The sequence below is a fragment of the Acetivibrio clariflavus DSM 19732 genome (assembly GCF_000237085.1).
Classification (GTDB): Bacteria; Bacillota; Clostridia; order Acetivibrionales; family Acetivibrionaceae; genus Acetivibrio; species Acetivibrio clariflavus.
The window spans coordinates 416,928-436,073 of record NC_016627.1 but is presented as its reverse complement, the minus strand read 5'-3'; the positions used below and the strand labels follow the sequence as shown (position 1 = coordinate 436,073).

Annotated in this window: 16 protein-coding genes and 1 riboswitch; of the genes, 1 reads left to right on the top strand and 15 read right to left on the bottom strand. The window is 33.7% G+C overall.

Going from position 1 to position 19,146, the window contains the following annotated elements:
* Position 1 precedes the first annotated feature (1 nt).
* From CLOCL_RS01940 to spoVB, 7 genes are all read right to left on the bottom strand, one after another.
* Positions 2-1,132, bottom strand: coding sequence for a glycosyltransferase (locus CLOCL_RS01940; RefSeq protein WP_014253762.1), 1,131 nt, complete (start codon positions 1,130-1,132; stop codon positions 2-4).
* A 72-nt stretch (positions 1,133-1,204) separates the two neighbouring features.
* Positions 1,205-1,741: an acyltransferase gene (locus CLOCL_RS01935; RefSeq protein WP_014253761.1), complete on the bottom strand. Its 537-nt coding sequence runs from the start codon at positions 1,739-1,741 to the stop codon at positions 1,205-1,207.
* A gap of 25 nt (positions 1,742-1,766) precedes the next feature.
* A complete protein-coding gene (murJ, locus tag CLOCL_RS01930; RefSeq protein WP_014253760.1) occupies positions 1,767-3,404 on the bottom strand; it encodes a murein biosynthesis integral membrane protein MurJ in 1,638 nt (545 codons plus the stop codon).
* 82 nt (positions 3,405-3,486) lie between these two features.
* Positions 3,487-4,389: a decaprenyl-phosphate phosphoribosyltransferase gene (locus CLOCL_RS01925; protein ID WP_041715371.1), complete on the bottom strand. Its 903-nt coding sequence runs from the start codon at positions 4,387-4,389 to the stop codon at positions 3,487-3,489.
* A 337-nt stretch (positions 4,390-4,726) separates the two neighbouring features.
* Positions 4,727-4,903 carry a hypothetical protein gene (locus tag CLOCL_RS22355; protein ID WP_014253758.1) on the bottom strand — a complete coding sequence of 59 codons (177 nt, stop codon included), beginning with the start codon at positions 4,901-4,903 and terminating at the stop codon, positions 4,727-4,729.
* A gap of 296 nt (positions 4,904-5,199) precedes the next feature.
* Positions 5,200-5,655, bottom strand: coding sequence for an Hsp20/alpha crystallin family protein (locus CLOCL_RS01920; protein WP_014253757.1), 456 nt, complete (start codon positions 5,653-5,655; stop codon positions 5,200-5,202).
* Between the two features lie 339 nt (positions 5,656-5,994).
* Positions 5,995-7,533: a stage V sporulation protein B gene (gene spoVB / locus CLOCL_RS01915; protein ID WP_014253756.1), complete on the bottom strand. Its 1,539-nt coding sequence runs from the start codon at positions 7,531-7,533 to the stop codon at positions 5,995-5,997.
* 324 nt (positions 7,534-7,857) lie between these two features.
* A riboswitch (cyclic di-AMP (ydaO/yuaA leader) is annotated at positions 7,858-8,101 on the top strand.
* A 2-nt stretch (positions 8,102-8,103) separates the two neighbouring features.
* Between spoVB and CLOCL_RS01910 the strand changes: the two genes are divergently transcribed.
* Positions 8,104-8,766: a C40 family peptidase gene (locus tag CLOCL_RS01910; RefSeq protein WP_014253755.1), complete on the top strand. Its 663-nt coding sequence runs from the start codon at positions 8,104-8,106 to the stop codon at positions 8,764-8,766.
* 96 nt (positions 8,767-8,862) lie between these two features.
* Here CLOCL_RS01910 and CLOCL_RS01905 read toward each other — a convergent pair whose 3' ends face one another.
* The 8 genes from CLOCL_RS01905 to CLOCL_RS01875 form a co-directional block, all read right to left on the bottom strand.
* On the bottom strand, positions 8,863-9,387 hold the full coding sequence (locus CLOCL_RS01905) for an acyl-CoA thioesterase (RefSeq protein WP_014253754.1): 525 nt from the start codon (positions 9,385-9,387) through the stop codon (positions 8,863-8,865).
* A 183-nt stretch (positions 9,388-9,570) separates the two neighbouring features.
* The gene (pilM, locus tag CLOCL_RS01900; RefSeq protein WP_014253753.1) at positions 9,571-10,674 is read right to left on the bottom strand and encodes a pilus assembly protein PilM; all 1,104 of its coding nucleotides are present in this window, start codon (positions 10,672-10,674) and stop codon (positions 9,571-9,573) included.
* Positions 10,675-10,817: 143 nt separating this feature from the next.
* Positions 10,818-11,795: a tRNA dihydrouridine synthase DusB gene (dusB, locus tag CLOCL_RS01895; RefSeq protein ID WP_014253752.1), complete on the bottom strand. Its 978-nt coding sequence runs from the start codon at positions 11,793-11,795 to the stop codon at positions 10,818-10,820.
* Positions 11,796-12,056: 261 nt separating this feature from the next.
* Positions 12,057-12,482 carry a PilZ domain-containing protein gene (locus tag CLOCL_RS01890; protein WP_014253751.1) on the bottom strand — a complete coding sequence of 142 codons (426 nt, stop codon included), beginning with the start codon at positions 12,480-12,482 and terminating at the stop codon, positions 12,057-12,059.
* A gap of 452 nt (positions 12,483-12,934) precedes the next feature.
* Complete coding sequence (locus CLOCL_RS21405; RefSeq protein WP_081466987.1) at positions 12,935-13,051, bottom strand: dockerin type I repeat-containing protein; 117 nt, start codon at positions 13,049-13,051, stop codon at positions 12,935-12,937.
* 1,098 nt (positions 13,052-14,149) lie between these two features.
* The gene (locus CLOCL_RS01885) at positions 14,150-15,493 is read right to left on the bottom strand and encodes an ABC transporter substrate-binding protein (RefSeq protein WP_014253750.1); all 1,344 of its coding nucleotides are present in this window, start codon (positions 15,491-15,493) and stop codon (positions 14,150-14,152) included.
* On the bottom strand, positions 15,490-17,094 hold the full coding sequence (locus CLOCL_RS01880; protein ID WP_014253749.1) for a response regulator transcription factor: 1,605 nt from the start codon (positions 17,092-17,094) through the stop codon (positions 15,490-15,492). The genes CLOCL_RS01885 and CLOCL_RS01880 overlap by 4 nt, the downstream gene beginning before the upstream one ends.
* A gap of 40 nt (positions 17,095-17,134) precedes the next feature.
* A complete protein-coding gene (locus CLOCL_RS01875; protein WP_014253748.1) occupies positions 17,135-18,862 on the bottom strand; it encodes a sensor histidine kinase in 1,728 nt (575 codons plus the stop codon).
* Positions 18,863-19,146 lie beyond the last annotated feature (284 nt).

Sequence of the window (19,146 nt, the reverse complement as noted above, 5' to 3'; positions counted from 1 at the left end):
TTCATACACTCCTATATCTATTTTTTTGTATAACTTTGCTGCAGCTTTCCATGTATAAATTATATGTTTCTGCAGCCACCTTATCAAGATTAAATTTCTCTTTTACAGCTTTTAATGCATTTTTACCCAATTCTTCCTGCAATTCTCTATCCGCCATAATGCGATTAATAGCCTGTGCCAATCCCATAGGACTGTTATATTCCACCAAAATTCCGCATTTAGTCTCATCATTAATTATATCTCCATTTCCGGCCATATCGGTGGCAATAACAGGGATTCCACAAGCCAAAACCTCAATAATGGCAAAACTTAATGCCTCATGCTCCGATGAATTTATATACAGGTCACAGCCGTAAATCAAATTTTTAATATCCTTTCTGAATCCTGTAAAAATAACATCCTTCTCCAGACCCAATTCCTTAACCTGTTTTTTGCAATCCTCAAGCAAAGGTCCATCATTTGCCAGTACGCATTTAAACTTTCTGTCGGTCAATTTCTTCAATTGGGCAATAGAGTCAATGAGAAATTTATGCCCTTTGTCATGGGCAAATCTCGATGCACATAACAGTACAAATTCATCTTCTCCTATATTGAATTCCTCTCTCAAAGTAGACTTTACTTTTTCACTCCAGTAATTTATATCCACACCGTTAAAAATAACTTTTATCTTATTTCCGTCAATACCGTTTGAAATCATCATATCCTTTCCCTTGTTGCAAACGGCAATAACCCACGATCTCAAAGGATTGAGCATTCGGTTGGTCATTCTTAAAATAGCGTTATTGGGCATTATAAAGTGATTGGTGTAAACCACCTTAACTTTGGGATTCAAAATCCTTGATAACAGAGCTATATAGTTTTCTCTCAGAAACTGGGTATGAATGAGATCAATATCCAATTTTTTGCACAACTTGGTGAGCTCAAAAACGGCTTTTAAGTCAAAGGGATTTCTCATTACAATTCTATAGGTATCCACCCCAAGTTCCTTCATTCTGTCCACTAAAAGGCCGCTTTCATTATATGCAAAATAAGCTTTGATTTTATCGTTATTAAGTTTCTCAACCAGCGTCTGAACATATCTTTCAGTCCCAGCCTTACCCGCATGATTGAGCAAATATAAAACCTTTAGCATAGGTCCTCCTTTCCCGTTCTGTTTTACAAGTAAAATCAACTTTTTTATTACATACCATAAGATCAAATATTTCTAAACTTTCTTTACATTCCTGTACCTAATTACTTTTGCAGGATTTCCGCCCACAACGGCATATTCAGGAACGTCTTTTGTCACAACAGCTCCAGCTCCCACAATCGCACCCCTGTGAATGGTAACTCCAGGCAATATTATCACTCTTGCCGCAATCCACACATCATCCTCAATTACCACCGGTCTTTTAGGATCCGTTTGAAGTCTCATCGGAATATCCAGCCTGTCATTTCTATGGTTTTGAGTAAATATCATTACATCGGGACCTATCATTACATCGTTCCCAATTTTTAGCGGTCCTGAAACCCTACAGTTTAAGCCTAGCCCGGAATTGTCCCCAATTTCAATATCGGCACCGGACCCAAAAAATACACCATGCTCAATGTTTATATTTTTGCCTGCTTTTTTAAAAATTCTTTTGCACAAAAACCGGCGTATCTGCTTCGAACCAAAGCTGTAAATCATGTCCGAACCGGGAAGATGGCGAGCTATAGCGTAATATAGCATTAAACAAATATAGGTTCTCAGTTTTTTCATTTAAAATCCTCCCAACAGTAACATATCAGTTTTGTTTTAACAATTTAACCTTAAGCTTTTTAGTCACATCCACAGCTTCTTCTACTCTTAGCACATAAGTAGAGACAAAATAAACTATAGCACCTAAAACAGCCGGAACAAAGAGTTTAATTGCTCTGTCGGTCACCTGCTGCAGCAAAGAAATAATACCAGGGCTTACATTAGGTACGACTTTTTGGACTATTCCAACAACAAGTCCGGCTTTAAAAGTATACCTGTTTAGCAGCCAGGTTATAGTTAAAACCACTGCTGACATAACAATACAGGATATAGCTATTTTAACAATTACTCCAGCCAGTTTTCTACCGCCAAAGGCGCCTATCTTTTTTCTGAGCAGTACCAGCAATACCGCAGCTCCTGTCAGTATGGAAACAGAGTAGGCAACAGGTATACCGTAGACTCCTATTATATTCATCAGAAATAGGCTCACAGAAATATTGACACCCATTACAATTACTCCTATAATGGCAGGATTTTTTGTATCTTTCAGAGAATAAAAAGCTCTGTCCACAACTTCTTTTACCCCCATGCCCACTACGCCTAAAGCATAAAGCGACATCAACACACTGGCAAGTTTTACATCTTCAGGGGTAAACTTTTTCCAGCCCACAATAAGGTTTAACAGTTCTTTACGTACTAGTATAAATCCTGCCGTTGCAGGCATTAAAAAGTAGAACATTGATGTAAGCACTTTTACAACACTTTCCTTGAATTCACTGATATCGCTCCTTGCTGCCAAGGCTGAAAACTTCGGAAAAGCTACCGCTGTCACCGAATAGATAAAAGCCAGTACGGCATAAGAAACCAAATTTTGCACGAGGGTAAGCATTGTAACCATATTTCCCTCACCAAGATTTGCTGCTATGGTAACATTAAAGAAGAGGTTAAGAGGATAGGCTGCAGTACCTATAATAATTGGAATCATAAGTTTTATGGCCTTTTGTATATCCTCGTCTCTGTAATTGAAAGACGGTCTGTACCTGTAGTCGGTTTTTAATATTGGAGGTATCAGTATCAAAGCTTGTGTTGAAAGGGCAATAAAAGTGGCAATGAGCAAACCTTTAACCCCATATCTGTCACCAAGCAAAAAAACATATCCTATTTGAATAAGGCTGCTGGGTATAGATACAAAGGCAGGCATGTTAAACTTGCCCAATGATTGTAAAATACCTTGAAATATATAGTTCAAAGCATAAAATATCATAATGGGAAACATTATTCTAAGTGCTGTCACCGCAAAATTATAGCCATTTGTCCTGTACTTTGTCATCAATGGAAAAAGCGGTGCCAAAAGTATTCCAACCAATGAAAGCCCCAAAGTAAATGCAGTGGCTAAACTGATAACATTGTCTGCAAATTTATAAGCCCTCTTCTTGTTTCCTGACTCAAGGTTGCTGGCAAATATAGGTATAACCACAGTGGTAAGCGCCGTTCCGAACACAGTAAAAACTATATTGGGAAACTGTGTAGCATAGGAATATATGTTTATTTCGATGCTCTCGGTTCCAAAAAATGATGTATATGCTATTACGCTGAACAAGGACAAAAGCCTTGAAAGCACCATGATAATCATTACAGTTCCAACTGTTTTTGCTGTACTTTGCGTTTTTGCTTCACTTTTCATACTAAAAATCTCCTTACCCAGGTAGTGTAAAAAATATCCGCCCAATCGATGTCACAACAAATTATAAAACCGCTTCGGTATCTTAAAAATACAGTATTGCAACGCTAACTATACCCCAAAGTACAATGCTTACAATAAGCGGTATATCGGACAGAACCGTCTCTTCCGGACTTCCGCCTTCATTTTTCTTGTATATTATATATTGATACCTGAATATACCAAACAAAACAAAAGGTATAGTGAGCATCATATTATAGTTTTCGCTATTAGTGGAAAATGTATATAGCGAATATGCCATAACCGTCGAAGCTGTGACAATTGATAACATATTATCAATAAACTCAAGGGAATATTCTTCTAATATTTTCCTGTGATTTTCTGCATCTTTCTCAAGAACAACAAGTTCATTCCTCCTCTTGCTAAATCCCAGGAACAAAGCAAGTAGCAATGTACACAATAGAATCCAGGGTGAAATATATACCCTTATAATAATAGCACCGCCAATAACTCTAAGCAAAAAGCCAAAAGCAATACTCATTACATCAAGAATTACCATGTGCTTTACCATAAAGGAATAAAGCATATTGTTTATAAAATATGCCAAAACAACCATGCCAAAATATAAGTCAATATAAAACGAAACAATTAAAGCCAGCGGCAACAAAATTGCTATAACTATGCAACCTTCCATTTTTCTTATAATGCCTGATGCAATAGGTCTTTTTTTCTTTTTAGGATGAAGCTTGTCCTTCTCGCAGTCAATAATATCGTTTAAGACATAAACACCAGAAGACATAAGGCAAAATAAAATAAAAGCAGCAATTACTCTGACCACATAATCATAATCAAATATATGTTTAGCAAATACCAAAGGAGCAACTACAAATAAATTTTTAACCCATTGCTTTGGCCTTAATAATTTTATATATGCTTTAATTTTTTCAACTATACCAATATCCTTTGTATTCCTGGAACAGTTGTCCAACACAATTCACTCCTATAGGTTTTACCGTATTATATTTTGAACTTTCATACCTATCATAATCAAAATCTGAATTCAATAAACAAATAATTGTAAAAGTAAATAAATATATAAAATTTTTATACAAACATATAGTTTACTTATTATGCCCACAGTCATCAGTCATTTATTATATCATTTGCTATTTGCTAATACCAGTGCTTTTTATAAACTAAAAACTCAAGGGCCGGTAGAACAAAACGTTCCCACCGGCCCTAATCTGATGTAAATATGTCAGCGCATCATATATGTCCTCATTTATGTCTTCATAGAGTCCACTTCGATGCTAACTTTACTTCTCTCAGTCTTCCTCATCAGCGTATCTTAAAGTTTTAAAATACTGATAAAGAAGGCTATCCAACTGAAGCTTGATGCTTTCAGCAGTTTCTCTGTTCGAGTCATAGTTTTGGTCGAAGGAATTAAGTAGTGAGTTTTTCTCAACTATCTCCCTTTTTAACTTCTGTGTGAAATTATCCATCCATAACCCTCCTCTCAAACTATACTCCCCCAAATAATAGCCTTCAGAATAATTATACTATAATTTTCCATTATTCTCAATAGTTGTAATAAGAATTTAACATTACACAAAAAATTAATGCACATTATATATATTCGAAAGTTTTGAAAATATTACAATAATTTTTTTATTTATCTATAATAAACATACAAAAAATTGTACCCGGAAATAAAAATTCGAAGTTTAAATGGAATTTTAGCACCATTTAAACTTCGAAAATGTGTTTTTTATTTGATTGAATCAGTAAGCAGAATCTTTTATTGTATGTCTATCCTATGGGTATTTCTTTTAGCAGTCTTATCTTTAGGAAGAGTAACTGTTAAAACACCGTTGGTATACTTAGCTTTTACATCCTCAGGTCTGATGTTCTCAACATAGAAACTTCTGCTTAACGAACCATACCTGCGTTCTCTTCTTATATAGTTACTGCCTTCCTCATTTATTTCCTCATTGCGGTCAACAGAAACTGTAAGTACATCATCTCTCAATTCCAGTTTAATATCTTCTTTTTTAACACCGGGTATTTCGATATCTAAAACATATTCCTTGTCGTTTTCACGTATATCGGCTTTAATGCCGGTTGCGGGAATAAAACCTTCCCTAAAGAAAGGATCATTGAAAAAATCTTCAAAAAAGCTCCTGCCAACATCCCAAACATCTCCTCTTGATGAAATCCCACTGTTCCTTCTATTATATGGTGTAAGTCCAAACATATATAACACCTCCATTAAACATTTATTTTAACTTTGACTTTCTTTGACCTTGCAATTTATTTATACCACATTCCACAAATAAATATCAAAATTTGATTTTGACCTTCTTTGACCATCAATATCGGTTACTTTGGTTTATCTATTGTTATTTTCATTTTTCTAAGGATTTCTATGGCATTTATAGATATATCCCATCTTATGAATTTTTATACATAAACGTGCGTAGATAATTTCCCGGTTTGTTAGCACAATTTTAGTTTTGATAGTAAATTTTATATAATTTATCCTTCGCAACACCGTTAATGTATTTTTTATTTAAAAAATTGAACAAACTGGCCATTACTTAATGCCAATAAGTTTCATTATTTCTCTTTTATCAAGTACACCAAATACAAAAAGCAATATAAAAGCTATAAAGACATTGCCGAATACAGCCAATAGAGTTGTAAGTACTGAATTAAGTTTAAAAATCGTAAAGAAGTAAAATACATATCTTCCTATAGCAAGCATTACTGCACCTATAATTGCCGGTTTCATCAGCCAATTTCTGATATCCAGCACCATACCTGTAGTTTTCACCACTGTACCTATATTTAATGAACAAACAATGGCAGAGCTCACAATCATGCCTATAATATAACCTTTGATTTCGTACACCGGAATTAGATAAATAACAAATGCAATTCGAATTATGTACCCTACCACAGAGTTTCTAAGTGAAACTCCCTGTTTCCCAAGACCGTTCATAATTCCGAGCAGTGTTTGCTGCAAATACACAAAAACACTGGTGAATGACAGAAAATACAATATCTCTCCTATGTGATCTCTTCTATAAAGCATATCCCCTATTTCATTCGGGAAAATCATAAATATCGCCGTAAAAATAAATCCAAGAATTACACTCAGTTGAATGGACATGGACATTCTGTGATTTACTGTCTTATAACTTTTACGAGACATAGCTTCCGATATTGCAGGTACAAGAGTAGTCGCAAGAGATGAAGTTACCAGTGAAGGAAAATATACCAAAGGCATAGCCATTCCCATAAGTTTTCCAAACTCTTCCATACTACTCTGGTAATTCAGTCCTCCTGCCAGGAGCATTCTCGGTATCAAAATCATTTCCACTGCAGCCATTATTGACGTTATCAACCTGTTGAAGGAGATAGGAATAGACATCTTAACCAAGTCTTTCACAATATATCTTTTCCTCATAAATCCCTTTTTAGATGTACTGTGCTCTTTATTTTTCTTTAGCTTATATACTATAGCAAGTACCCCCAAATTTGATATCTCACCAATCGCCATACCCAATGTTGCCAATGTACACGCATATTCCAGGCCAATATTTAAAAAGTAATTTGCCATGGTTATGACAAGAGTTATTCTCACCAATTGCTCCACTATTTGAGAAAAGGCTGTAGGTACCACATTCTGAATCCCGTAAAAATAGCCCTTAAGTGCAGAAGCTGCTGCAACAACCGGTATGCATGGTATTAGCAATAGCATTGAATAATAGGTTCTCGAGTCTTTTAATATAACGTTTACAATAGGATCGATAAATATAAACATAAATACCGAAACAACAATTCCTGACACCATTATTATAAAAAGTGCACAAGCTGTAATACGTCTTAAATTTATCAAATGATTTTGGGCCAATTCTTCAGCAACCATCTTCGAAACGGCTATGGATATGCCTGAAGTTAAAGTTAGAATAATCAGGGAATATATCGGTGAAATCAGTTGAAAGAGTCCCATTCCCTCTGCACCAATAAGATTTGAAAGATATATTCTATATACAAAACCCAATATTTTTACTATAAATCCTGCAATCATTAATATTATTGCGCTTCCGACAAATGATTTTTTCCCCATTTTCCAACCTCAAAAAAATTGTCCTTTTTATTAATATTTATTAATAAATTCACTTATGCTCCATAATTTTAATTACTCCCAAATTTGTTTTATATTCGTTAACATTTTCATATCCCTTTCCAACTTGTTAAAAAATCCATGGAATATATTACAGGTTGATTTATAATGTTTAGTTAACTATAATGTACAAACGTATTCTTTATACACTTTGCATGCAAAGGGCTGATTTAGAAATCTAGACAGCTTTTTTGTTTGCCATTTGAATCTAAATGAGGTCGGCCATAAAAGCAATATCATCAATGCTATTACTGCAAAGTAAATAAATATACCAGAAAGCCTAATCCTTATAAAAAAGGAACGGGGGATTAATTTAGGGGGTTAAACTGTTTTTTTGGGATAAAACAGGATATTACTAAAAATAACCGGAAAATTTTCGTCATTATCTTTTTTAACGGCTATATGCATCAGGTTATTTTTTAAGCAATCCGATTGTTATTCCAAAAACGTGGGGGAAATCCGCTCTCTCCTAACCCGTCAACTAACCTCGTCGGCTTAGAGAGGAGAATTATAATGAAAAAGAAAATAGCAGTTTTTATGGTAACTGTATTTATATCGGTATTTATATCTGCTTTGGCATTTGTGAATACAACATATGCAGACTACCACACAGAGCGTATATTATTAAAGCAGGGAATGAGAACAAGTGAAGTATACAACCTTCAGGATGATTTGAGGGCACTTGGATACTTGAACGTTAACCCCACAGGATATTTCGGTAATTTGACCTATCAGGCAGTTAAAAACTATCAGAAAGACAAAAACGTAGCAGTTGACGGAATAGTAGGTCCTGTGACTTCAAGACTCATAAAAGAAGACCTCATAGTGCAGAAAGCAAAAAGTTATATGGAAGTGCCTTATGTATGGGGCGGAACATCACCGTCGGGATTTGACTGTTCGGGATTTACCCATTATGTCATGTTGAAGAACAACATAACAATACCGCGAACATCCAGTACTCAATATAATTCGGGATATTGGGTATCAAAATCGCAGTTAAAGAAAGGTGACCTTGTATTTTTTACCACATATAAATCCGGCCCTTCCCATGTTGGGATTTATATCGGAAACAACCAGTTTATCCATGCAAGTTCCGGTGCCGGCAAAGTTACTATTTCAAACTTGAATTCAACATATTATGCACAAAGATATATTGGAGCAAAAAGAGTAATATAATTTATTCACTAAATTAGAATAGGGGCATTAATGCCCCTTTTTTCCTTTTTCACTTCTTTAAAAAGTGCAAAATTCAAGTTCAATATGCTTTAAATGCTATTTCTCTTCAGAAGAGTTTTCTTCAGCTTGCTTTTTCTTCAATCTTTCCTGACGCCTTAACTCCCCCTGGCGAAAGTTAGCCCATTCTTCTTCCGTCTCAGGCAAAAGGGGTGGCACCGGCACAGGTTTTCCCTCTTCATCCAAAGCAACAAAAGTAATGAAAGCCTTATTTGTCAATATAGTTCTTCCTGACTTTATGTTCTCGGCATAAACATTCACAGCCACTTCCATGGAAGTTCTTCCAACCCATGTAAGCTTTGCTTTCAGTATAACCAGTTCTCCCATGCGGGCAGGATGCCTGAAATCAAGACTATCTAAAGCAACGGTTGCAACAATCCGTCCCGAATGGCGTGAAGCAGCCATTGCACCTGCTATATCAATCCAATGCATCAACCTTCCGCCAAGAAGGTTACCTAAAAGGTTTGTATCATTGGGCAAAACCAATTCGGTCATCTCAACCTGCGATGCACTTGGCGGTTTTCCAACAAGATTGTTCAAATGTTCCCTTGAATCATCATGCATATAAATTCTCCTTTACCTCACATATGTTAAAATATTTAAACTTCTCGTCTCCACCATTTTATTTATATTTAATATACCGAATTTCCGGCAGCATTAAACACTTTTCTTATTTTGACTTTTTCTCCCTGCACACAATATATAAAAAACGACACCTCAATGTGCCGTTTTTTTATATATTTTAAATTATAAAGTTATTCCTACAGAATTTATCAGATAATTTAATCTTTCACTATCCAATCCCTGATTTATCTCAATTCCTTCAATACTTAGAAGGCTGACAGGATAAACAGGTACCGTAAATACATCCTCCAGATAATCTCTCAATCCTTTAAGCAAAGAACCTCCACCAATGATATAGATCTTTCCGACTTTATCACCGTAGCACCTTTTTTCATAGAATTCAAAGCATTGGTAAATCTGCTTTGCTATATCATCAATTACACCTTTTATACATTGATATATTATTTCCTGTTCCTCGCTAACATTGGTTTCAGGAAGTTCCATACCGTGTATTTTTTTGAGTCGTTCCGATTCATCCAACTTTTTATACAGTTTTGCAGCTATAGCTTCATCAATATTGCTGCTTCCCCTCAATATAACCTTGTTAAACTCGAGAACCCTGTCTCTAAGTATGTTTACTATAGTTGTCTCAGAACCGAAATCTATAACTGCAAAGGTGTTTTGGCTCAACTTACTGTATTTCTTTTTCTTAAACCAGGTTTCATTTTCATTTACCATTATATCCCTATTAAAAAACTTAGCAGTACTGTTCGCAGGTATATCAACCGATATCGGCTTCAATCCGAGTTCGATCAATATATCTATGTAGCTTTGAATAATACTCTTCAAAACTGCTGTTACAAAAACTTTCAATTTAGAAGAACCATTTTCCTTTAACTCCTGAAGTACTTTGTAATCTATCTGATGGGCATCCATGTCAATAGGCATGTTTTGAGAAATAGTATTTCGAACAGCAACCGATAAATCTTGTCCCGGAATATGATCAATCAAAAAAATTCGGGAAATGATATTTGTACCTGACATAACAATTTTGGCGTTCTTTGTTTTGACGTTAATTTCATTCATTACTTTTTTAATTTCATTGGTAACGCTTTTAACGTCCTTAATAGCACCATTCTTTATAGAACCTTTTGGTGTAGAAGCTATTCCGAAATTTTTTATAAATATCTCGTTGTTTTTTCCTACCTCTACTTCAACGATTTTTATATTCCTAAATCCAATATCAATACTTATAAGGCTGTTTTTAATGAAAGGTAACGTTACCATTTTATCTACTCCTTAAGTATTATTTATAAACCTACGACACCATATTAAGAATTCTATAGTATCTATATTATCATTCTAATATATTAAAATCAATATTTTGTACCGTTAAAGTTAAAAAGTTGCAAATTCAACAATTATATATATTAACAATTATTAGCATTAATACCATATAAATATTCATCCAATAAGCTTAAAACTTCCTGCTGTGAAACAGCACGAAATACCTTTTCTTTTAGTGCATTTGAATTTCTCATTCCTTTGATGTACCATGCTATATGTTTTCTCATTTCACGAACTCCGGATATTTCTCCCTTAACATCAATAAGCATTTGCATATGTCTTTTTATCATTTTGATTTTATCATCACATGATATATCGGATTGTCTGACGTTATATTTAAGGAATTTAATAATTTTATCAAATATCCAGGGATTCCCCTGTGCCCCACGGCCTACCATAACAGCGTCACAACCGGTTTCTTCAAGCATCCTTTTAGCATCATCCTCCTGGAAAATGTCTCCGTTACCGATAACCGGTATAGTTACCGCTTCTTTTACCTTTTTTATTATCTCCCAGTCTGCCTTACCCGAATAAAACTGTTCCCTTGTCCTGCCATGAACCGTTATAGCAGATGCACCGTTCTCTTCAGCTATCTTTGCAATTTCAACTGCGTTAACGCAATTATCGTCCCAACCTTTACGAATCTTTACAGTTACAGGTTTACCAGATGCTTTAACCACCTCTCTCACAATCTTTCCTGCCAATTCAGGATTTCTCATCAAAGCGCAGCCCTCTCCATTTTTAGTTATTTTAGGAGTGGGACAACCCATATTAATATCTATAATGGCAGCATTGAGCTGACTTAATCTCTCTGCCACTTTTGCCATAATATCCGGTTCCGAGCCAAATATCTGCAATGCAGTGGGTTCCTCTTTAGGATCTATTTGCGTCAGTTTAAAACTTTTTTCATCATTATAATAGATACCTTTTGCACTGACCATTTCTGTATATACCATTCCACAACCCTGCTCTTTGCATAAAATTCTAAAGGGCATATCAGTTACACCTGCCATAGGTGCTAAAAAAATGTTGTTTTCCAGTGTCACATTGCCAATCTTCACTTCATATATCTCCTCCTATACAGTAGTTTAATCAAAAAATTTGTCTTTTGCAATTTCTCGGCATTTCAAATATAAGATTTTTTACATCAGTTCTGTTGGAGTATTATATAAGCGTTTCCATTAAAACCTGAAAACTAATGTGTAATTCCGCTACTACTTGGTTTATAAGCTTTTTGAATAAAAAAAGATTCTTTTTTAAGAACCTTTTTTAAATATAAAGACAATTACTTTATTAACTCTCTGTACTTATTGAAGAACATATTAACGGACTTTCGCGGTTCTATTCATCGGATTTAATATGAAAGAATATATTCCATCACCGGCAGTAACTTCAGGATTGGTTGCAGAAACAATGTTGGCTTTAAAAATCTCATCTAATTGCACCTTTACATGCTCTTCTATTTTTTCAAACTTGACAACATAGGTATACCCATCAACAGACTTTTTTTCTTCAACAATTTTCGCCTCAAGAGGGATGTCAAATTCAGTAAGCTTACTGTATACTCTTAAATCGACTTTCAATACTTGCCCTACTTTATAAGCTTTGTCGGTATAAAAAGTAAGTCCCGAAGTTGAAACATCATCCACTTCAACACTTCTCCACCTAATCATGTCCAAACTTACCGATGCAGTGCATAAAGTAGCATTGATGTTTTTTTGGGTAAACCTTTCCTGAAAACTTCCCATAACCACTCCCCCTTTGGATTTAAACTTCACGGCGAATTGAGTTTTACACGAACTAAAAGATCATTGGCATCTATTACGGTATTTTACCCAAAAAGGCAGGAACCAATTCGATAGTACGCAAACTTGTCATACGCAGTATATAGGAATTTCAAATTAATATGTATTTTCCCCTAATTACATTCTATCATATAATTTAAAGAATGTCGAGCGTTAAATTTTTACAACCCTTTGTACTAGCGGGTTATAAACATTTAGAAAAAAATTCCTTAAATCATGCTTTTCAAGCCGCCAAGTCTTAACTCTTTGGGGAAATAAATCTACATCTTATCCGGATTTATGATTTGATTTTTTCATAATTTTAATAATTTAAAATCAAAAGGATTTCAAGATTCTAATTTCTCGAAATCCTTTTGATTTATGTTCCCAATAACATTGATTATAACTTTTATAATTCACAATAAGTATGCCTTTAATAATGCATAATCGATAGAATCTACTCTTCCGTCATTATTTAAATCGGCATTGTATAATTGTTCCTCCGCTAAAGTCAGCTTACCGAGAATATACATTTTTTTAGCATTGCATAATCAACAGAGCTGACTTCTCCAACTAGGTTTATATTTCTCTTTAGTCACTCCAATAATTTCCGATACTCCCCCTATTATCCCAGATGTTATTACTCCCATTATCTTCAGCATTATTCTCTATATTATATAAAGTCATTAAAGTAAATACAATTATATAAACTATTCTTTTGAACAGTTTATCCTATATGTGTTTTTTGTTATTATGAGATTTCTGATTATAGAATTTTTACCTTATTGAGCAGTTCCCCCAAACTTAATTCGGGAATCCCCATTTCTTGAGATATTACAAATGTATATTTCACTCCCCGAACAAAAGCCCTTAAAAAGATATACCCGATTTCATATCTCATTCAACATCGCAATTGCTTATGATGTTATTCTCAGCGCCGTTGAAATAAACTCTGTTATTTCCTCCTTGTATTGTAAGATTGCCAAAGGTCACCTTTTATACATTTAAAAAGGTAACTGTGTCCCCCAAATTGTTTCCTGATATTATAGTGTAATCCGATCCCTCTCCAATCATTTTGATATTGTTTTTATTAATTTTAACATTTCCATAATATACCTGTGGAACACCTTTAAGTATTTTGATTTTCATATGATGGTATCGCTTTCTTCCGCTGCATCTATGGCTTCCTGTATTGTTTTATAACACAGGATGAGCCTACATAAATTTAGGCATTTTCGATATTAATACGTTCCTTCCTCCCCCTCTCATAAGATTTACTTTTCATTTTTACTTTTATAGTCTCTTTATTTTTCCTTACCCGGTCGACGTCGGCCTTAATTCTATTATACATTCTAACATTTTTATGAATTATAAGATATAATGTAAATTAATATTTATTATAATATATTAATACATATATAACTCAATTTGGTAAAGTGCCAAAAATAAAAGAAAGGGGTCTTAAGAACATTAGCAGACAAATCATATGATTAACCAAAAAACTTTATTCCTGTAAGCAGATAATGTAATTAGACCTGTCTGAAAACTTGCGGTCTAAAATTAAAATCTTTAAGTTATTGTAATTTAGTCAGTTTTGTCTTTGTCAAACAATTTATTCTAAAAGTAAATTTCTATTTCAATTCGGGAAATTTTCTTAATATGTCCTGTTTAACTACATCTAAAGCCTCTTCATCTGATATTCCCATTTCCATTCCCTTCAACCCCATTACAATCGATTCATAGATCTCCTGATCATAAGGACTTATATATATTTGTGATACATCATCAAGAATACCTGAAAAAATCTTCATGAGAGCCTGACCTGCAAAAAAGTCATCTTTGATATCATAAAACTTGGGATCCTCATATATTTTTTTGTAAGGGGACAAATATCCCATATTATCTCTGTAACTTACTGCTCCTTCCCGAGTTAAAAATGACCATTTTATATAGGTCCATGCAGCTTCTTTATTTTTGGAAGTCTTAGATATACTAAAAAGTGACCCGCCCCAGTTATACGGCCCACCAGGCGGCAGCATAAACCCCCAGCGTCCTTTCCCTTTGGGGTCATTTGCTTTTATTACATACTTAGGATACCAGTTGGCACAAGGATAAAATATATATCTTCCCGACTCAAAAGAATCTTGCCAGCAATTTGGTTCTTGAAGTTCCAGCCTGTCTATAACTTTTTTATCTATCATTTCTTTTATAATTCTGAAATTTTCTATTAAAGCATCATCAATATTAAGTTTCCCATTCTTTATCAACTGTGCACTGTTTTGATTCCCAAGAACAGTATAAATATCTTCTGCTCCCGACATCATAAATACTTTTCCCTTACTTTTTTGGTTTACTTCCATGCCTTTTAAAATAAAAGCATTCCAACTGTTAAATATTTTTTCCAGTTCTTTAGGATCATCCGTTCCAAAGTATTCCTCAGCAAGATCTCTTCTATATGCCAAACCAGCCGGTCCCGGTCCTGACTCAATGCCGATTACTTGCCCTTCTTCATTTACACACAGCGGAATAAGCTTATCATGTATATTTTCTCTGTCCAAATTAAAAGGTTCTGCCTCTAAATTTTCCCACAAATCCATTGAAATAAGTTTTCCTCGTGCATCCATTTCCAGTTTACCTATATCCGGTAATTCATCACCTGTTGCAATAGCTGTTTTTATTTTTTTTATATACTCATCATAGGGAACATGAACCATCTTTACTTTTATATTGGGATAATATCTGTTGAAATCTTCATTAATAGCTGCCATATTGTCAATGTCCCAGTCCCACAATGTAATCTCATCCTGAACATCTGTAAAAACATTCTCCTGACTTTTGACTTTTACATTTTCATCGGTAGCTGATAATTTTTTGTATTTCGACAGACTGTTCCCCAGGGAAAATAATAAAGAAAATGTAAATATCATTAAAACACAAGCCCAAGCTTTTATTTTATTATTATCAAAATCAATCATACCTCTCTAATCTCCCCTATATTAATTTTTTCATTGTAATCGGATGAATCTCTAAAGTCCCCAGGACTCTTGCCGGTAATTTTTTTAAATATCAAGCTAAAGTACTGAAAATTTTTAAAACCTACCGAATTTGCTATTTCACCTACTTTTAAATCAGTAGTTCTCAGTAATTTTTTTGCCTTATCAATTCTATAATTATTGAGATAAGAAATAAAATTTGTTCCCGTTTCTTTTTTAAAGAGATAGCAGAAATAAATTTTAGTAATACCAAGTTCTTCAGCAATATTATCCAAATCTATAGGCTTTTCGTAATTTTTTGAGATATAATCTATAGCCTTCTTAATTTTTGGACTGTATCGTGTACCTATTTCCTCAAAATAATTATTAATGTTAACAAATAAACTGGCAAACCAATTTAAATATTCATCTACATTCCTAAAACTCTCCACTTTACTGTTTGGAAGGACAAACTCACCAAAAATAAACCTATAATCAATCCTATTATCATCAAGAAATTTTTTAATGCAGTTAATTATTTCAATACTGAAGAGTTTTACTTCCTGTTTATTATCAAAGCTTAATAACACAGGTCTAAGATATTGATTTACATCAATGGGTTTTCTTTCCGACAACCTATCGTAAATCGTTTGTAATACAGAAGGCAAGCCGGCCCTATTTATCTTGTATGAGGTGTCCACTTTTCTATCTTCATGTATAATGCTGTTACATCCTTTAAAAAAACATTGATCTAAACGGCTTTTGGATTGCATATAAAATTTTTGAATTAATTTGGGAGAATGAAATATATCACTTATTCCAATGGATATAGTTTCATTTATTGAAAATTTTACAGTTTGCTGAAGAGTCGTACAAGCTGTATATACTTTTTGTCTTATCCCGTATTCACCGTTGGTATCAGTAAAACAACAAAATATATAAAATAAGTTAGTAGACTTTTCGACATAAAAGCATTTATTACTTTTACCAAATATTTTTTCTATTTCTTCGAATACTTTATTTTTTATATAGGAATAGCCGTTAGAATGGGAAGAATCGTCCTGATTTATATATTTATCCAAACTAAAAGCAATAATGCAATATGAAGATTTTTCAATGGGTACATCCAATTTTTGCAGATAAAATTTTACTATTTCTTCATCCTCAGGTTCATCTAACAGTTGCCTTAAATATATTTGATTTATCAAATCTTGATCAAAACGCATCGCAAGTATCTCTTTTTTTAATTCACTCAATTCTTTTATTAAGTTATCGGCATTCAATGCGTACTTTAGCCAATATTTACTAACTCTGATATTAACTGCTTCAATAGCATAATCAGATTTCTTATAGGCAGTCAGCCAAACTATCACAACATTTTTATTAATCTCATGTATTTTCCGTGATAATTCTATACCGTTCATAACCGGCATTAAAATGTCTGTTATAACCAAATCCGGATTCGTATTATTGAAAATTTCAAGAGCCTGCATTCCATTACTCGCAAAACCTACTATTTTAAAACCATGCTCCTCCCAATTAATAAGTGTAGCCAGATCATCTCTAACATTTATCTCATCATCGACAATTAAAACCTTAATCAATGGCAGTCCCCCCGAAAAAACTTTATATAATTATCTGAAATTATTCAATCGGAACTGCAAACTCTGCAGTAGTCCCTTTACCAACCTCACTTTTTATCTCAAAGCTGTAACTGTCACCATACAGCAATTTCAGTCTGTTCATTATATTTTTGAGCCCAATATTAATATACTTGTCCGACCCTCTAAAAGGAGTACTTCCATCCATTATATTTTTTAGCGAACACTCTTCCATGCCTATTCCATCATCAGAAATGGATAACAAAAGCTTGTTATCATTTTTTTTGACCTCTATTGTAATGACCCCGGGTTCCTCTTTAGGAAGTATGCCGTGAAATATGCTATTTTCCACAAGGGGCTGAAGTATCATTCTAGGTATCTTATATTCATCAAAATCCTTATCGGTTTTAACTACAAGGTTAAAAACATCACCATATCGGATCTTTTGTATAGTTATATAATCATTTATATACTCCAGCTCTTCTTTTAATATTGCAAATTCCTCACTATAACTTATAGTTCTCTGCATCATTCGTATCAGTGAAACAATCAGATCAATGATATCCTTTGTTCTGCCCTGTCTGGCCAGATATATAACCGAACTTAATGTATTGTAAATAAAGTGAGGATTAATCTGTGTCAGTAATGTTATCATCTCATAATTCTTTCTCTTTTTCTCTTCAATAGCTACTGCTTCAATTAGATTATTTATATTTTGTATCATAGTATTGAAAACTTGAGATAGTTCTTCAATCTCATCATTACTTTTAATTTCAATTGATGTATTAAGGTCGCCTGAAGCAACTTGTTTCATAGCATCCCTCAGCTTTTTAATTGAGGTTGTTACAGTCAGCATTATTGCAGCAATAATTATTGAAGCAATAACCATTATGATTATTCCGAAAACTATAGTAAACAGCAAACCTGACCAGATTCTATTATAAATTTTGTTTTTTGAAATTAATTCCACCAAAATCCAACCGTTTTCAAGATCATTATTAACAACAATAAAAGAATCTTTTGTTTCGAAAGAAGTTGCACTACTTCCCTGAGCAATTATCGAATTTAAGAAATTATCAGATATTTCGTTTAATGTACTATCTGTACTATAAATAATTTCACCTGATTTTGAAGCAAGACAATACCTGGTATATTCAAGGTCAAGGGCGCTAAAAGCATTTACAATGGAATCATAGTTTATACCGATTACAAGCTTCCCCAATATACTTTTATATGAATTGCTGTCATAAATTTTTTTACTGTAATTCACTATTTTTATGGATTTGCTATTATTCAATGACGGCAGCGCAATCATTTGATAAAAGCTGTCCAAATCCTCATCGAAATTTGTTTCACCAGACAGCACAGCCAGATAGTTTCCGTCGTTTGAAGTACTGCTTATATCGCCGTTTTGCTTAATAATAGAAATGCTATATATTTTATTTCCCAGAGATTTATATAATTTTAACTTTTGCCTGATAATCTCGGAATCCCTATATGATTCAAAACTTCCTTTCTGTGTAGTTTTCCGCAGGTAACTTTCTATTTCACTGTCTATCGTTATGCTATCCGCAATTGCCTTCACATCCAGTAAAGTATAATTTATATTTTCTGCTACTTTTGACAAGACTATATCTTCATCTTTCAGCAACTGATGCTTTAAATCACCATAACTCTTCAGACAAATAACCAAATGACTGATTAAAAATGAAAATAATATGACAGCAAGAGCGCTAAAAGTAATTTTTGTCCTTATGCTGTTTAATCTCATACCTTTCAACTCTTTACATTTCCCCCAATTTGCAATACTACTTTTAGTCCGCCCGATTAAACTCCACGCTAAGTTTGATAATATAATGGCTGTATGGCAAATATTTTGCTTCATAGAACAGTAGAGAAGTTTAGGAATTGCGAGAAGACTATGATTCATTACCTAAAATTTTGATTGACCTTTATAGTTTTTTACAATATATCTTAAATACTGCTACTTATTATATTCACCTATGTATCTGCTTTTATATTCCAATTTTTACAGCATAATTATATTAAAATTAT

Bases quoted from the DNA above. Each gene is read 5' to 3' on its own strand.
- CLOCL_RS01885 (WP_014253750.1), bottom strand. From the start codon at position 15,493: ATGATTGATTTTGATAATAATAAAATAAAAGCTTGGGCTTGTGTTTTA.
- CLOCL_RS21405 (WP_081466987.1), bottom strand. From the start codon at position 13,051: ATGTATATTCTCGGTAAGCTGACTTTAGCGGAGGAACAATTATACAAT.
- CLOCL_RS01920 (WP_014253757.1), bottom strand. From the start codon at position 5,655: ATGTTTGGACTTACACCATATAATAGAAGGAACAGTGGGATTTCATCA.
- pilM (WP_014253753.1), bottom strand. From the start codon at position 10,674: ATGGTAACGTTACCTTTCATTAAAAACAGCCTTATAAGTATTGATATT.
- CLOCL_RS01875 (WP_014253748.1), bottom strand. From the start codon at position 18,862: ATGAGATTAAACAGCATAAGGACAAAAATTACTTTTAGCGCTCTTGCT.
- CLOCL_RS01940 (WP_014253762.1), bottom strand. From the start codon at position 1,132: ATGCTAAAGGTTTTATATTTGCTCAATCATGCGGGTAAGGCTGGGACT.
- murJ (WP_014253760.1), bottom strand. From the start codon at position 3,404: ATGAAAAGTGAAGCAAAAACGCAAAGTACAGCAAAAACAGTTGGAACT.
- CLOCL_RS01910 (WP_014253755.1), top strand. From the start codon at position 8,104: ATGAAAAAGAAAATAGCAGTTTTTATGGTAACTGTATTTATATCGGTA.
- CLOCL_RS01905 (WP_014253754.1), bottom strand. From the start codon at position 9,387: ATGCATGATGATTCAAGGGAACATTTGAACAATCTTGTTGGAAAACCG.
- CLOCL_RS01890 (WP_014253751.1), bottom strand. From the start codon at position 12,482: ATGGGAAGTTTTCAGGAAAGGTTTACCCAAAAAAACATCAATGCTACT.
- CLOCL_RS22355 (WP_014253758.1), bottom strand. From the start codon at position 4,903: ATGGATAATTTCACACAGAAGTTAAAAAGGGAGATAGTTGAGAAAAAC.
- spoVB (WP_014253756.1), bottom strand. From the start codon at position 7,533: ATGGGGAAAAAATCATTTGTCGGAAGCGCAATAATATTAATGATTGCA.
- CLOCL_RS01935 (WP_014253761.1), bottom strand. From the start codon at position 1,741: ATGAAAAAACTGAGAACCTATATTTGTTTAATGCTATATTACGCTATA.